Origin of the sequence: Gymnodinialimonas sp. 57CJ19 (assembly GCF_038396845.1) — a bacterium.
In the GTDB taxonomy this organism is placed as follows: domain Bacteria; phylum Pseudomonadota; class Alphaproteobacteria; order Rhodobacterales; family Rhodobacteraceae; genus Gymnodinialimonas.
Map to the genome: position 1 here is coordinate 728,181 of NZ_CP151587.1, position 14,225 is coordinate 742,405.

11 protein-coding genes are annotated in these 14,225 nt (G+C 59.5%); 4 read left to right on the forward strand and 7 right to left on the reverse strand.

Translation table 11 applies throughout. From position 1 onward, the window contains the following. From hemW to rph, 3 genes are read right to left on the reverse strand one after another with little or no spacing between them, the layout of a single operon-like run. Window positions 1-1,161, reverse strand: coding sequence for a radical SAM family heme chaperone HemW (gene hemW, locus AADW23_RS03645; RefSeq protein ID WP_341863172.1), 1,161 nt, complete (start codon window positions 1,159-1,161; stop codon window positions 1-3). Next, window positions 1,148-1,759: an RdgB/HAM1 family non-canonical purine NTP pyrophosphatase gene (rdgB, locus tag AADW23_RS03650; protein WP_341863173.1), complete on the reverse strand. Its 612-nt coding sequence runs from the start codon at window positions 1,757-1,759 to the stop codon at window positions 1,148-1,150. The genes hemW and rdgB overlap by 14 nt, the downstream gene beginning before the upstream one ends. Next, window positions 1,759-2,472: a ribonuclease PH gene (rph, locus tag AADW23_RS03655; RefSeq protein ID WP_341863174.1), complete on the reverse strand. Its 714-nt coding sequence runs from the start codon at window positions 2,470-2,472 to the stop codon at window positions 1,759-1,761. Before rph ends, rdgB begins: the two co-directional genes overlap by 1 nt. 100 nt (window positions 2,473-2,572) lie before the next feature. Here rph and hrcA point away from each other — a divergent pair, with 100 nt between their 5' ends. Further along, the gene (hrcA, locus tag AADW23_RS03660; RefSeq protein ID WP_341863175.1) at window positions 2,573-3,637 is read left to right on the forward strand and encodes a heat-inducible transcriptional repressor HrcA; all 1,065 of its coding nucleotides are present in this window, start codon (window positions 2,573-2,575) and stop codon (window positions 3,635-3,637) included. A 23-nt stretch (window positions 3,638-3,660) separates the two neighbouring features. Next, complete coding sequence (locus AADW23_RS03665) at window positions 3,661-4,227, forward strand: nucleotide exchange factor GrpE (protein ID WP_341863176.1); 567 nt, start codon at window positions 3,661-3,663, stop codon at window positions 4,225-4,227. Window positions 4,228-4,230: 3 nt separating this feature from the next. Here AADW23_RS03665 and mutS read toward each other — a convergent pair whose 3' ends face one another. Further along, window positions 4,231-6,867 (reverse strand): DNA mismatch repair protein MutS, encoded by a 2,637-nt coding sequence (mutS, locus tag AADW23_RS03670; RefSeq protein WP_341863177.1) that lies wholly within the window; start codon window positions 6,865-6,867, stop codon window positions 4,231-4,233. 111 nt (window positions 6,868-6,978) lie between these two features. On the opposite strand from mutS, the gene AADW23_RS03675 reads away from it, so the two are divergent. Further along, on the forward strand, window positions 6,979-9,243 hold the full coding sequence (locus tag AADW23_RS03675) for an NADP-dependent malic enzyme (protein WP_341863178.1): 2,265 nt from the start codon (window positions 6,979-6,981) through the stop codon (window positions 9,241-9,243). A 103-nt stretch (window positions 9,244-9,346) separates the two neighbouring features. Here AADW23_RS03675 and dnaJ read toward each other — a convergent pair whose 3' ends face one another. Both dnaJ and dnaK read right to left on the reverse strand, forming a co-directional pair. Beyond that, the gene (dnaJ, locus tag AADW23_RS03680) at window positions 9,347-10,501 is read right to left on the reverse strand and encodes a molecular chaperone DnaJ (protein ID WP_341863179.1); all 1,155 of its coding nucleotides are present in this window, start codon (window positions 10,499-10,501) and stop codon (window positions 9,347-9,349) included. A gap of 69 nt (window positions 10,502-10,570) precedes the next feature. After that, window positions 10,571-12,490: a molecular chaperone DnaK gene (dnaK, locus tag AADW23_RS03685; protein WP_341863180.1), complete on the reverse strand. Its 1,920-nt coding sequence runs from the start codon at window positions 12,488-12,490 to the stop codon at window positions 10,571-10,573. Between the two features lie 155 nt (window positions 12,491-12,645). Between dnaK and AADW23_RS03690 the strand changes: the two genes are divergently transcribed. Beyond that, the gene (locus AADW23_RS03690; RefSeq protein WP_341863181.1) at window positions 12,646-13,266 is read left to right on the forward strand and encodes an alpha-ketoglutarate-dependent dioxygenase AlkB; all 621 of its coding nucleotides are present in this window, start codon (window positions 12,646-12,648) and stop codon (window positions 13,264-13,266) included. 7 nt (window positions 13,267-13,273) lie between these two features. On the opposite strand, the gene AADW23_RS03695 is transcribed toward AADW23_RS03690, so the two are convergent. Continuing rightward, window positions 13,274-14,095: an ABC transporter permease gene (locus AADW23_RS03695; RefSeq protein WP_341863182.1), complete on the reverse strand. Its 822-nt coding sequence runs from the start codon at window positions 14,093-14,095 to the stop codon at window positions 13,274-13,276. Window positions 14,096-14,225 lie beyond the last annotated feature (130 nt).

The window sequence follows — 14,225 nt, forward strand, 5'->3', positions numbered from 1 at the left end:
CTACGCTAGAAGCGCCCTCAAGACACCGTTCAAAACGGGCCGTCCGGACGCCGTCGCGATCAGCCGAGTTCCGTTTTGCTCGACTAAGCCCAAACCCACCAGTTCTCTGATCTTCTCGCGCGCGATCGGATCGCCATTCAGCACCGAGAACCGAGCCATGTCCGACCCCTCCGCCAACCTGAGGGACATCATCAAATACTCTTCTGCCTGCTCTCGCTTGCTCACTTCGGCGCGCAAACTCTCACCGGTTCCTGCGATAGATACAGCGTCCAACCATTTCTGCGGTTGCAGGTGGGTTTCCGTGGCAAACCGGCGCCCCTCCAAAGTGATGCGGCCATGGGCTCCGGGCCCGACGCCGGCATAGTCCCCAGCTCTCCAATAAACCAAATTGTGCCGAGATTGGCCGAAATCGGCTGCGTGGTTTGAGATCTCATAGGCTGGAAGCCCCGCCGCGCCGCATAAATCCTGCGTCAGATCATACATATCCGCGCTCAAATCTTCGCCCGGAAGCCCTCTCAACCCACCCTTTGCATGACGCGCCCCGAATGCGGTTCCGGGCTCAATCGTCAGTTGGTAGAGCGACAAATGATCGGCCGCGAAGTCCAAGGCCTGCGCAAGCTCTGCCCGCCAATCATCAAGACTTTGTTCTTGGCGCGCATAGATCAGGTCGAAACTCACCCTCTCAAATGCATTGCGGGCCACGTCGACAGCGGCATAAGCCTCTTTCACGGAGTGGAGCCGCCCCAAACGCCGCAAATCGGCGTCATTCAGCGCCTGTATTCCCATGGAGACCCGGTTCACGCCCGCATCGCGATAGCCCGCGAACCGACCGGCTTCAACGGAAGAAGGGTTCGCTTCCAGCGTCACTTCCAGATCATTGGAAACGGGCCAAACCCGCCGAACAGTCTCGATAATGGCCGCAACGCTGCTCGGATCCATCAAGGATGGCGTACCACCCCCAAAGAACACGCTCCCAAGGGTGCGCCCCGGCAACTCAGCCCCCACACGCTCGATTTCGCTCAGGTAGGCGCGCAACCATGCGCTTTGGTCGATCTTCGCGGAAATATGGCTGTTAAAGTCGCAATAGGGACACTTCGCCTCGCAGAAAGGCCAGTGAATATAGAGCCCAAAGCCCCCCTGCTGCCAATCAGGCGTCTCCAAAGATCTTCACCAATTGCGCAACGGCCTTGGCGCGGTGGCTGATCTTGTTCTTTTCCCACCGGTCCATCTCGCCGAACGTGATGTCATAGCCTTCGGGCTGGAAGATCGGATCGTACCCGTGCCCTTCTTCCCCGCGCATGGGCCAAACGACTTGGCCCTCCATCACACCGGGGAAGACCTCGTCGTGACCGTCGGGCCATGCCAAGACCAGCGTGCAGCAGAACCGCGCGGTGTGGGGGGCGGGGGCGTCAACTGCCTCCAACTCACGACGGGTCCGCTCCATCGCCATGACGAAGTCGCGCCCGTCGGGGGTTTCCGCCCAATCGGCGGTGTAAACGCCGGGGGCGCCACCCAAGGCGTCGATCTCGATCCCGCTATCGTCGCTAAGCGCAGGCAATCCGGTGGCCTGCGCCGCGGCATGCGCCTTGATCCGAGCGTTGCCCACAAAGGTTGTCTCGGTTTCTTCCGGTTCAGGCAGATCGTGATCGGCGGCACCCGTCACCTGGATGCCAAAAGGCTCCAGCAGATGCCGCATCTCTTCAAGTTTGCCCTGATTATGGGTCGCGATCAGCAGCCGATCACCGGAAAACCGCCGCATCAGGACGTCGCCGCCGCCTGGGCTTTCACCAGCTCTGCGATGCCCTTTTCAGCCAAGCCATAGAGCGCGTTGAACTCATCACGAGAGAACGTCGCGCCTTCTGCGCTGGCCTGCAATTCCACAACCTGGCCCGCGCCGGTCATGATGAAGTTGCCGTCGGTTCCCGCCTCGGAATCCTCTGGATAATCAAGGTCCAGAACGGGCTGGCCCGCGTAGATGCCACAGGAAACCGCCGCGATGTGGTCGATAATCGGGTCGGTTACAAGCTCGCCGGATTTCAACAGCTTGTTCACGGCCAACCGCAAAGCAACCCAACCGCCGGTGATGGAGGCGCAGCGCGTGCCGCCGTCGGCTTGGATCACGTCGCAATCCACAGTAATCTGGCGTTCGCCGAGGGCCGAGCGATCAATTCCCGCGCGCAAAGACCGTCCGATCAAGCGTTGGATTTCTTGGGTCCGGCCAGATTGCTTGCCAGCTGCGGACTCGCGTCGCATCCGGGTGTGCGTCGCGCGGGGCAACATGCCGTATTCCGCCGTGACCCAGCCGAGGCCGGAATTCTTCAGGAACGGCGGCACGCGGGCCTCGAGCGTGGCGGTGCACAACACGTGCGTATCGCCGCAACGGATCATGCATGACCCTTCCGCGTGGCGGGTTACGTCGGTCTCGATGGAAATGTCGCGCATTTCATCTAGGTTTCGGCCGGAAGGACGCATAAATATCTCCTGATACTGTTGCCATCGGGATAGTCCGGCGCAGTGTCATTTCGCAACCCCGAAGGCCCAGAACCTGCCAACAACGTGACGGTATCGCTTTATGACGGACCAAGGCAAAATGCTTGAAGACCTTAACGATCGCTCGCGCGAGGTGTTTCGCCGTGTGGTAGAGGGATATTTGGAAACCGGCGCCCCTGTAGGGTCGCGCACGCTGACGCGCACCCTGACCGAAAAGGTCTCAGCCGCCACGATCCGCAACACGATGCAGGATCTTGAGTATATGGGTCTGCTCGACAGCCCTCATACCTCGGCCGGGCGTTTGCCAACGCAGCAGGGGCTGCGCATGTTCGTGGATGGGTTTCTGGAGGTCGGCGATCTGTCGAAAGACGATAAGCAAGCGCTGGATGATACCTTGGGGGACAATGCCTCGGACGTCTCTGGCCTGCTGGATAGGGTCGGTTCTGCCCTGTCGTCCGCCACCCACGGGGCCAGCCTTGTGCTGACGCCCAAGCGCGAAGCGCCCATTCAGCACATCGAGTTTGTGACCCTGTCCGCCACGCAATCTCTGGTCGTGTTGGTGTTCTCGGATGGTCATGTGGAGAACCGTATTTTCACCCCGCCCGCTGGCATGACCCAAAGCGCCATGCGGGAAGCCGCGAATTTCCTGAATGCGCGGATCGAGGGGCAAACCGTCAGCTCCATCCGTACCCAGCTAGAGGCCGATATCGAAACCCGCCGCCGCGAGATTGATGATTTGGCGTCCGGCCTGATCGATTCGGGGCTCGCGGTATGGGACGGCACGGGTGACAATTCCGCTCGACTGATCGTGCGGGGGCGTTCGAATCTGTTGTCCGACACTCAGGAATCCGAGGATCTGGACCGCATCAGACAGCTCTTTGATGACCTTGAACGCAAGCGGGACATCACCGAATTCCTTGAATTGACCGAAGACGGCGACGGTGTGCGCATTTTCATTGGCTCAGAGAACAAGTTGTTCTCACTTTCGGGTTCCTCTCTGGTGGTCTCTCCCTATATGAACTCTGATCGAAAGATCGTCGGAGCTGTCGGGGTCATAGGGCCCACCCGGTTGAACTACGGGCGCATCGTTCCGATTGTAGATTACACAGCGCAGCTGGTTGGACGGCTAATTTCCGACCGGTCCTGAGCGGCCAGTACCAAGAGGGTAATATGGGCGAGAGAGAAGACGAATTCTTTGAAGATGAACACGCGGACGACCACGAACCTGCTGAGGTTTCTTTGGCGACCGAGGATACATCTGGCGTGGATGAAGTGATCGCGGGCCTGGAGGCCGAGCGTGACGAACTGCGTGACCGCATGTTGCGGGCGATGGCCGAAGCGGAGAACATGCGCAAGCGTGCCGACCGTGACCGTCGTGAGGCCGAGCAATATGGCGGCTCCAAGCTGTCGCGCGATTTGCTGCCTGTCTACGACAACATGCGCCGCGCATTGGACGCGGCCGATGATGCAACCCGCGAAGCCGCCAGCGGCTTGGTGGAAGGGGTCGAGCTGACCATGAGAGAGCTGATCACCATCTTTGGAAAGCACGGCATCGTGCCCGTGGTGCCCGAAGTCGGCGATCGCTTCAACGCGCAGGAACATGAGGCGATGTTTGAAGCCCCCGTTCCCGGCACCAAAGCGGGCGACATCATCCAAGTGATGACCGAGGGCTTTTTGCTCCACGACCGTCTTTTGCGTCCGGCGCAGGTTGGCGTGTCCTCTACGCCTGCGAGCTAAGGCCTAATCGCTTATTTGGGCCTTTAGCTCATAGAGCAAATTCAATGCCTCACGCGCCGTCATCTCATCGGGATGTACGGCGCGTAGTTTTTCTTCGACCTCGCTTGGGGTCGAAGGCTTGGGCGCCGGGGCCGGCATCATGGCGAACAGGGGCAAATCGTCGATGACGGCTTTGCGCTCGCCTCCCTCTCGTTCACCTTTTTCCAGCGCGTCCAGCACGATCTGCGCCCGGGCGATGACGGTGTCGGGCAAGCCCGCCAATTTGGCGACCTGCACCCCGTAGGACCGATCCGCGGCACCTTCCTTGACTTCGTGGAGGAAGATCACCTCTCCGTCCCATTCCTTCACGGCCATCGTCGCGTTGCTCAGCCCGTCCAGTTTCGCGGCCAGCGACGTCATCTCGTGATAGTGGGTGGCGAACAAAGCGCGGCAGCCATTGGTTTCGTGCAAATGCTCCAGCGTGGCCCAGGCGATCGACAGGCCATCATAGGTGGCCGTGCCGCGCCCAATTTCATCCAGGATCACCAAAGCGCGGTCGTCGGCTTGATTCAGGATCGTGGCGGTTTCCACCATTTCGACCATGAAGGTAGAGCGTCCCCGCGCCAAATCATCGGACGCGCCGACGCGGCTGAATACCTGGCTCACCAGCCCGATTTTCGCACGTCGGGCCGGCACGAAGCTGCCGATTTGTGCCATAATGGCGAGCAGCGCGTTTTGCCGAAGGTACGTCGATTTACCAGCCATGTTCGGCCCGGTCAGCAGGGTGATCGCCGCACCGGTATCGGCGCTGAGGTCGCAATCGTTTGCCACGAAAGGGGCACCGTCTTTGGCCAGGGCGGCTTCCACGACCGGATGGCGCGCGGCCTCAATCACGAAGGCGCGATCCTCGGTCATTTCGGGCTGGGTCCAGTCGCCCTCTCGGGCACGGCGGGCAAGGGCGGCGGCAAGGTCCAATTCGGCCAGGCCACGGGCAGCCTCTCCGATCTGATCCTGCACTTCCAGGATCGCGTCCCGGAGCGATTGGAACAGGGTCTTCTCAATCTCTAACGCGCGGTTGCCAGCATTGAGGATCTTCGTTTCCAACTCGGACAATTCAACCGTCGTGAAGCGCACTTGGTTGGCGGTCGTCTGGCGATGAATGAAGCGTTCAGACAGCGGCGGGTTAAGCATCTTTTCGGCGTGGGTCGCCGTCGTCTCAATGAAGTACCCCAGCACGTTGTTGTGCTTGATTTTCAAGGCGCTCACGCCCGTCGCCTCACTATATTCGGCCTGCATCGTGGCAATCACGCTACGCCCCTCATCGCGCAGGGTACGGGCCTCGTCCAGTTCGGCGTGGTAGCCGGTAGCGATGATCCCGCCGTCACGCAATTGCACGGGCGGCTCGGCCACAAGGGCGGCATCTAGCAGAGCGCAGAGGCTATCGTGTCCCTTCAATTTCGCAGCGGCCTCGGCCAGCAACGGCGGTAGGTCCACGGTGCTGATCTTGGCGCAGAGGTGCTCTGCCCCCAAAAGCCCGTCGCGAATGGCTGACAAGTCGCGGGGGCCGCCCCGGTCAAGCGCCAGCCGTGAAAGGGCGCGGTCAAGGTCCGGAATGCGGCGCAGTTCGGCCTCCAGATCGTCTCTAACCAGCGTGTCAGTCACGAAAAACGCCACGGCTGCATGGCGTTCGCGGATCACGTTCAGATCGGTGGAAGGGCCGGTCAGGCGGCGTTCCAGCAGCCGTGCGCCGCCCGCCGTTTGGGTGCGATCCATGACAGACAGAAGCGAATTCGCCCGCCCGCCGGACAAGGCGTGGGTCAGCTCCAGATTACGGCGCGTGGCGGTATCGAGTTGCAACAAACGGTCCGCCGACTGTTGGCGCGGCGCGCGCAGTAAGGGCAGGGCGCCTTTTTGCGTCAATTCCAGATAATCAATCAGCGCACCCATGGCCGAAATCTCGGCCCGTGCGAAACTGCCGAAACCCTCCAGTGTGGTCACGCCGAACAGGTCGATCAGGCGCTTTTCAGCGGAGGCGCTGTCAAAGGAGCCGGGCGACAAAGGCGTGACCGCCGCGCCTAGTTCTACGATTGCATCCTGCCGCGCGATGTCCAAGCCGTCCGAGACCAGGACCTCTCTGGGGGAAAGTCGCGCCAGTTCGGGCCCAAGACGCACGGCGGGGCAGCGCATCACCCGGAAATCACCGGTGGAAATATCGCACCACGCCAGTGCCCCTTCGCCGCGCACATCGGCAAAGGCGGCCAGATAATTGTGCCTCCGTGCGTCAAGCAGCGTGTCTTCTGTCAGGGTGCCGGGGGTGACAAGGCGCACGACTTCACGTCGAACCACAGCCTTGGAGCCGCCGCGCTTCTTGGCGGTGGCGGGGTCTTCCATCTGCTCGCAAATGCCCACGCGAAAGCCCTTGCGGATCAACGTCAGCAGGTAGCTTTCAGACGAATGGGCGGGGACGCCACACATGGCGATATCGTCGCCGTTATGTTTGCCACGCTTGGTCAACGCGATGTCCAACGCCTCGGCTGCGGCGACCGCATCGTCGAAGAACATCTCGTAGAAGTCGCCCATCCGGTAGAACAGCAACGCATCGGGATGCTGTGCCTTGATCTCCAGATATTGCGCCATCATCGGCGTCACTTGCGCGTTCATATCAGCACTCCCCACGGGCAAATCTATACGAACCCGAGGGGCAGTTTGAAGCGCAATCGGTTGCCCAATTCGACGAGGCGCGGTTAAGTTATCTTGTTCAGGGAGAAACCAATGGCCGATAAACAAAAAGTCACGCGCGAAGAGGCGCTCGCCTACCATCTGGGGCCGCAGCCCGGGAAGATTGATATCAACGCCTCTACCGCGATGGCGACGCAACGCGACCTGTCTTTGGCCTATTCGCCGGGTGTTGCCGTCCCTTGTGAGGTGATCGCCGAAAACCCAGAGACAGCCTACGATTACACCACCAAAGGCAACATGGTGGCGGTGATATCCAACGGGACGGCGGTGCTGGGGTTGGGCAACCTCGGGGCGCTGGCCTCAAAACCGGTGATGGAAGGGAAAGCGGTTCTTTTCAAACGGTTCGCGGACGTAAACTCCATTGATATTGAGCTCGACACCGAGGACGTCGATGAGTTCGTGAACGCTGTGAAGTTGATGGGACCGTCCTTTGGGGGGATCAACCTGGAGGATATCAAAGCGCCCGAATGCTTCATGATCGAGCAACAGCTGAAAGAGCTGATGGACATCCCCGTATTCCACGACGACCAGCACGGAACCGCGGTGATCTGCGCCGCCGGATTGATTAATGCGCTGCATATCAGCGGGAAGAAGATCGAGGATTGCCGGATCGTTCTGAATGGGGCGGGTGCGGCTGGAATCGCCTGCATCGAGCTGTTGAAAAGCATGGGTGCTCGGCAAGAAAATTGTATCGTTTGCGACACTAAGGGCGTTATTTATCAAGGCCGTACCGATGGTATGAACCAATGGAAATCGGCCCATGCCGTCACCACGAAACTGCGCACGCTGGAAGAGGCGATGGAAGGCGCGGATGTGTTTCTTGGGGTCTCGGCCAAGGGTGCTGTGACGCCCGAGATGGTCAAGGCGATGAACGATAACCCGGTGATCTTCGCGATGGCGAACCCGGACCCCGAGATTACGCCAGAAGAGGCCCACGCGGTGCGCGCCGATGCGATTGTGGCTACTGGACGTTCGGATTACCCGAACCAGGTGAACAACGTTCTTGGGTTTCCCTACCTGTTCCGGGGTGCGCTTGATGTCCATGCCCGCGCGATCAACGACGAGATGAAGATCGCCTGCGCCAACGCTTTGGCCGAATTGGCTCGGGAAGATGTGCCGGACGAAGTGGCGATGGCCTATGGACGTAAGCTCAGCTTTGGGCGCGACTACATCATTCCCACGCCGTTTGACCCAAGGCTAATTTACACGATTCCACCGGCTGTTGCGCAGGCGGGCATGGATACGGGCGCCGCCCGGCGGCCGATCATTGATTTGGACGGATATGCCAAGGATTTGCAGGCGCGGATGGATCCCACATCCTCGATCCTCCAAGGCGTCTATGCGCGGGCGCGAAACGCTCAGGCCCGGATGATCTTTGCCGAGGGTGACGATCCTCGCGTCCTGCGCGCGGCGGTGGCCTATCAACGCCAAGGGCTGGGCCGTGCGTTGGTTGTGGGCCGAGACAACGACGTGAAGGAAAAGTTGGAAAGTGTGGGCCTTGGCGATGCGGCGCGAGAGCTGGAAATCGTTAACGCCGCCAACACACGCCATTTGGAAACCTACAAGGATTTTCTCTACGACCGGCTTCAACGTAAAGGCTTTGACCGCACGGATATTCACCGCCTCGCGGCCCGTGATCGCCATGTCTTTGCCTCTCTCATGCTGGCTCACGGGCACGGCGACGGGATGCTGACAGGGGCCACCCGAAAATCTGCGCAAGCGCTTGAGATGGTGGGCAAGGTTTTTGACGCTAAGGCTGAAGACGGCGCCGTTGGTGTCACGGCGTTGCTGCATAAGGGCAAGATCGTTCTGATCGGCGATACGTTGGTGCATGAATGGCCATCGGACACCGATATGGCCCTGATCGCCGAACGGGGCGCGCAGGTGGCCAGGGGGCTGGGGCTGGAGCCGAGGGTCGCCTTCGTTAGCTTCTCTACCTTCGGATACCCGGTGTCCGAGCGGGCCGAAAAGATGCACCGTGCGCCGGCAGTGCTGGACGAGAAGGGCGTCGATTTCGAATATGACGGAGAGATGACCGTAGACGTGGCGTTGAACCCGGCGGTGATGGCGCAGTATCCGTTCCAGCGCCTGAGCGGCCCTGCCAACGTGCTGGTGGTTCCCGCGCGGCACTCGGCGTCGATCAGTGTGAAGCTGATGCAGGAAATGGCGGGTGCCACGGTGATCGGGCCGATCCTGACGGGTCTCGATCGGCCGGTTCAGATCGCCTCCACGGTCAGCACAGCCAATGACATTCTGAACATGGCGGTCATGGCGGCCTGTGAGATCGGGCGGACCTGACGCCACATCTTCTCACAAAAATAGGACCACTGCGAAGAAAAGGCCCCCGGAGCAATCCGAGGGCCTTTGATGAGTGGTTAGAGAAGGCGCAATGCCTGGTCGATCATTCTTTGATCGTGTCCCAGAACTTCTTCACCTTGTCGAAGAAGCCCGTGGCGTTCGGGTTGTTGGTCTTTTTGCAGCTCTCTTCAAACTGTTTCAACAATTCCCGCTGATCTCCGGTCAGGTTCACCGGGGTCTCGACCATCAGCTCGATATACATCTCACCCACACCGGGGCCGCGCAGCGCGGGCATACCCTTGCCACGCAGGCGCATTTGGCGACCCGATTGCGAGCCTTCGGGCACGCGCACACGGGACCGGCCGCCATCGATGCTTGGCACTTCGATCTCTCCGCCCAATGCGGCCGAGGCCATGGAGACCGGGACGCGGCAGAACAGGTCCAGACCATCGCGCTGGAACAACGCGTGTTCCTGCACCTCGATGAAGATGTAAAGATCACCGGTCGGACCGCCGCGCAGACCTGCTTCGCCTTCGCCGGACAGACGAATGCGCGTGCCGGTTTCAACGCCCGCAGGAATGTTCACGCTAAGGGCGCGGTCTTTTTCCTGACGGCCCGCGCCACCACAGGTGCGGCAGGGGTTCTTGATGATCTGACCCAGACCGGAACAGGTTGGGCAGGTGCGTTCAACGGTGAAGAAGCCCTGTTGCGCGCGAACCTTACCCATCCCCGAACACGTGGGGCATCCGGTGGGTTCTGCGCCCGCCTCGGACCCGGTGCCATCACAGGACTCACACGGTACCGAAGACGGCACGGTGATCGTTTTGGTGAGACCGTGAAAGGCATCCTCCAAAGAGATCGAGAGGTTATAGCGCAGGTCAGAGCCACGCGTCGCCTGAGTGCGCGCGCCGCCCGGACGGCCCCGCTGGCCCCCCATAAAATCACCGAAGAGATCTTCAAACACGTCCGAGAAAGCAGAGGCGAAGTCGCCTTGCCCTTGGCCGCCGCCCCGCGGACCGCCCGCCATGCCACCATCAAAAGCAGAGTGGCCAAAGCGATCGTAGGCTGCCTTTTTGTCGGCATCCTTCAGAACATCATAGGCTTCATTTGCTTCTTTGAACTGCGCTTCAGCTTCTGGATTGTCAGAGTTACGGTCGGGGTGAAGTTCTTTCGCTTTCTTGCGATAGCCCTTCTTGATCTCATCGGCACTCGCGCCTTTGGAGACGCCGAGCACCTCGTAATAATCGCGTTTTGCCATGATTTTCCCTTTCGGAAACACACGAGCCGGGCGGGGTTAAGCCGCCCGGCTGCATGGGTTCTATCGCGCTTAGTCGCGCTTGCGGTCGTCGTCGAGGTCTTCGAAATCGGCATCAACGATGTCTTCGTCAACGCCGCGCTCTTCCTCTTCAGGGGCGCCATCTTCAGCAGCTTCGGCCTTTTCAGCTTCAGCTTTGTAGATCGCTTCACCCAGACGCATCGCCGCTTCGGTCACGTTCTGAATGCCGCCTTTGATCTTGGCAGTATCATCGGTTTCCAGCGTTTCCTTCAGGGCGTTAAGGGCCAGTTCAATGGCCTCAACGGTGGAAGGATCGACCTTCTCGCCATGCTCTTCCAGCGACTTCTCGGTGGAATGCACAAGGCTTTCGGCCTGGTTGCGAGTTTCAACAAGGTCCTTACGGTCCTTATCGGCCTCCGCGTTCTCTTCGGCTTCGCGCACCATGTTCTCGATGTCGTCATCCGACAGACCGCCGGACGCCTGGATCGTGATCTGCTGCTCTTTCCCGGTGCCTTTGTCCTTGGCGCCGACCGATACGATGCCGTTGGCGTCGATATCAAACGTCACTTCGATCTGAGGCACACCGCGTGGTGCGGGTGGGATGCCTTCCAGGTTGAACTGGCCGAGGATCTTGTTGTCGGCGGCCATCTCACGCTCACCCTGGAACACACGCAAGGTCACGGCGCTCTGGTTGTCATCCGCGGTCGAGAAGATCTGCGACTTCTTCGTGGGGATCGTGGTGTTGCGGTCGATCAGGCGTGTGAACACACCGCCGAGGGTTTCGATACCCATCGACAGAGGCGTCACGTCCAGCAGAACAACGTCTTTCACGTCGCCTTGCAGAACACCGGCCTGAATCGCGGCACCAAGGGCCACAACCTCATCGGGGTTAACGCCTTTGTGGGGCTCTTTCCCGAAGAAGTTTGTCACTTCCTCAATCACCTTAGGCATACGGGTCATGCCGCCAACCAGAACGATTTCGTCGATCTCGGTCTTGGACAGGCCCGCATCTTTCAAGGCCGCCGCACAAGGCTTGATGGAGGCTTTGATCAGGTCGGAAACCAGGCTTTCCAGCTTCGCACGGGTCAGTTTCATGACCATGTGCAGAGGCTGACCGTTGGCACCCATCGAGATGAACGGCTGGTTGATTTCAGTTTGCGACGCGCTGGAAAGCTCGATCTTGGCCTTTTCTGCCGCTTCCTTCAGACGCTGAAGCGCCATCTTGTCTTGCGTCAGATCAACCTGGTTCTCTTTTTTGAACTGCTCCGCAAGGTAGTTCACGATGCGCATGTCAAAGTCTTCACCACCCAGGAACGTGTCACCGTTGGTGGATTTAACTTCAAACAGGCCGTCGTCGATTTCCAGAATGGTCACGTCGAATGTACCGCCGCCAAGGTCATAGACGGCGATGGTGCGTGTCTCTTTCTTGTCGAGGCCATAGGCCAGCGCGGCCGCTGTCGGTTCGTTGATGATCCGCAGCACTTCCAGACCAGCAATCTTGCCGGCGTCTTTGGTGGCTTGGCGCTGAGCGTCGTTGAAATACGCAGGCACGGTGATGACCGCTTGGGTCACGTCTTCGCCGAGATAGCTTTCGGCTGTCTCTTTCATCTTTTGCAGGATGAACGCCGAGATCTGCGAAGGAGAGTACTTGTCACCCTTGGCTTCAACCCATGCGTCACCGTTGCCGCCATCAACAATTTTGAACGGCAGGTTCTTTTTGTCTTTTTCCAGATGCTCGTCGTTGATCCGACGACCGATCAGGCGCTTCACGCCGAAGATCGTGTTTTCTGGGTTCGTCACAGCCTGACGCTTGGCGGATTGGCCAGCGAGACGTTCGTCGTCAGTGAAGGCGACGATCGAAGGCGTTGTACGGGCACCTTCAGCGTTTTCGATAACGCGGGGTTGCGAGCCATCCATGATAGCTACGCAGGAGTTGGTTGTACCGAGGTCGATACCAATGACTTTAGCCATGTGTTGTCCCTTTCTAAAGCGAACAGACGGGAGCGGGGCCTAAGCTGCGGCCCCCGCGCCGCCATACAATTGACTGTAGCGAGCAAGTTTAACGCCCACCGGAGTTCGGAGGGTATATAAGAAGCGTAATTTAGGGCTGCAAGCGTCAGCGGCTCATGGAATCCGAGGAATCTGCATTGAGCGTCGAAGTCGGTGGAATTGTTGTGCATCAGGAACACTTAAACGCCGCCGATCAGGCGGAGTTGGTGGAACAGGTGCGACGGGTCGTACGAGCAGCACCGCTGTTTCGGCCAGAAACCCGTAGCGGTAAGGCGATGTCGGTGCGCATGACTTCGGCCGGGGCGTTTGGTTGGACCAGTGGTCGCGACGGATATCGCTACGCCCGCCAGCACCCTAACGGGCAGGAATGGCCCCCTATGCCGCAGATTGCGTTGGATATTTGGCGTTCCCTGTCGGGCGTTCCCTGCGACCCACAGAGCTGTTTGATCAACTTCTATGATGCCGATGCGAAGATGGGACTGCATCAGGACCGGGACGAGGCGGATTTCGACATGCCCGTCGTGTCGGTATCCCTCGGCGACGAGGCGCTCTTCCGCGTTGGCGGGTCCGAGCGCGGCGGAAAAACGCAGTCAATTTGGCTTAAATCCGGGGATGTTGCCGTAATGGGCGGGGACGCTCGGTTGAATTTTCACGGGATCGACAGAATACGGGCGGGCTCTTCCACCCTGTTGCCCAACGGCGGGCGGATCAATCTGACGATGCGGGTGGTGGAGTGACGCGCCTCTAGCGCCGCGCGTCCCAGCTGGCCGAAGCATGTTTGCGGGTATAGCTTTCGAACATCATCCCCACGAGCAGTGCCGCAAGGCAGAAGTAAAACGGATAAGCGACATTCGTGTTGTGGGGAAAGTAATTCACAAACACGTATCCCCGCGTCTGGTCGATCACGTGGAACAGGGGGTTCCACCGAAACGCCGGCAGCATCATCGCTGGCATCATGTTGGCCAGAACCATCTTCCCCGAGAAAATCATATTCGCGCGGATGTAGACCATGGATAGGATAGGCACGAGGTCAGGCATCCAAGGCTTCAAGGCCATCAAGATGATGCCCAGCACCACCCCAAGGGCCCAGACAAGGATAAACATCCGCAAAGCGCCGGGCCAGTCGTGGATCTCTACCGGAAGCACGACCGTGTGGATCAACAGCAGGATGCACATGATCGCGATGGTTTGGGTGTAAAGGATGGCAAGTGCTTCGGAGCAGATCGAAACCAGAGTGTTCATCGGCCCGTGCTGCATCATCGCGCTCGTTGGACCTTCTGCCCCCATGACGGCACGGACGGTTTGAATGTGGGTCAGATACATGAAGATGCCGCTGACCAGATAGACCATGAAGTTTCCCCGTACGGCCACGGTGCGGCCCCCAAGGAAATTGAACATAAGGTAGAAGGCCGCGATAAACAGAAGGCTTTGCAGGATCGACAGGACAATCGACAGCAACGCATTTCCGTGACCTTTACGGACCTTGCGGACAGATGCGTAAAAGGTGACCTCCAAAAAATTGAAGACCAGCGCCCACGTGGACTGCGATGTTCGGGTTTCAAACATGTCGAGTATCCTAGCCTGCCGCTGCATGGTACGGCTTGTTGTTCGCGCTGCGCCTTAAGGCTTTGCTTGCCGTTCCCACACGCGCAGACGATAACGCGGTAGGAGTTAATTTTCAATTCAACCGTGGGTG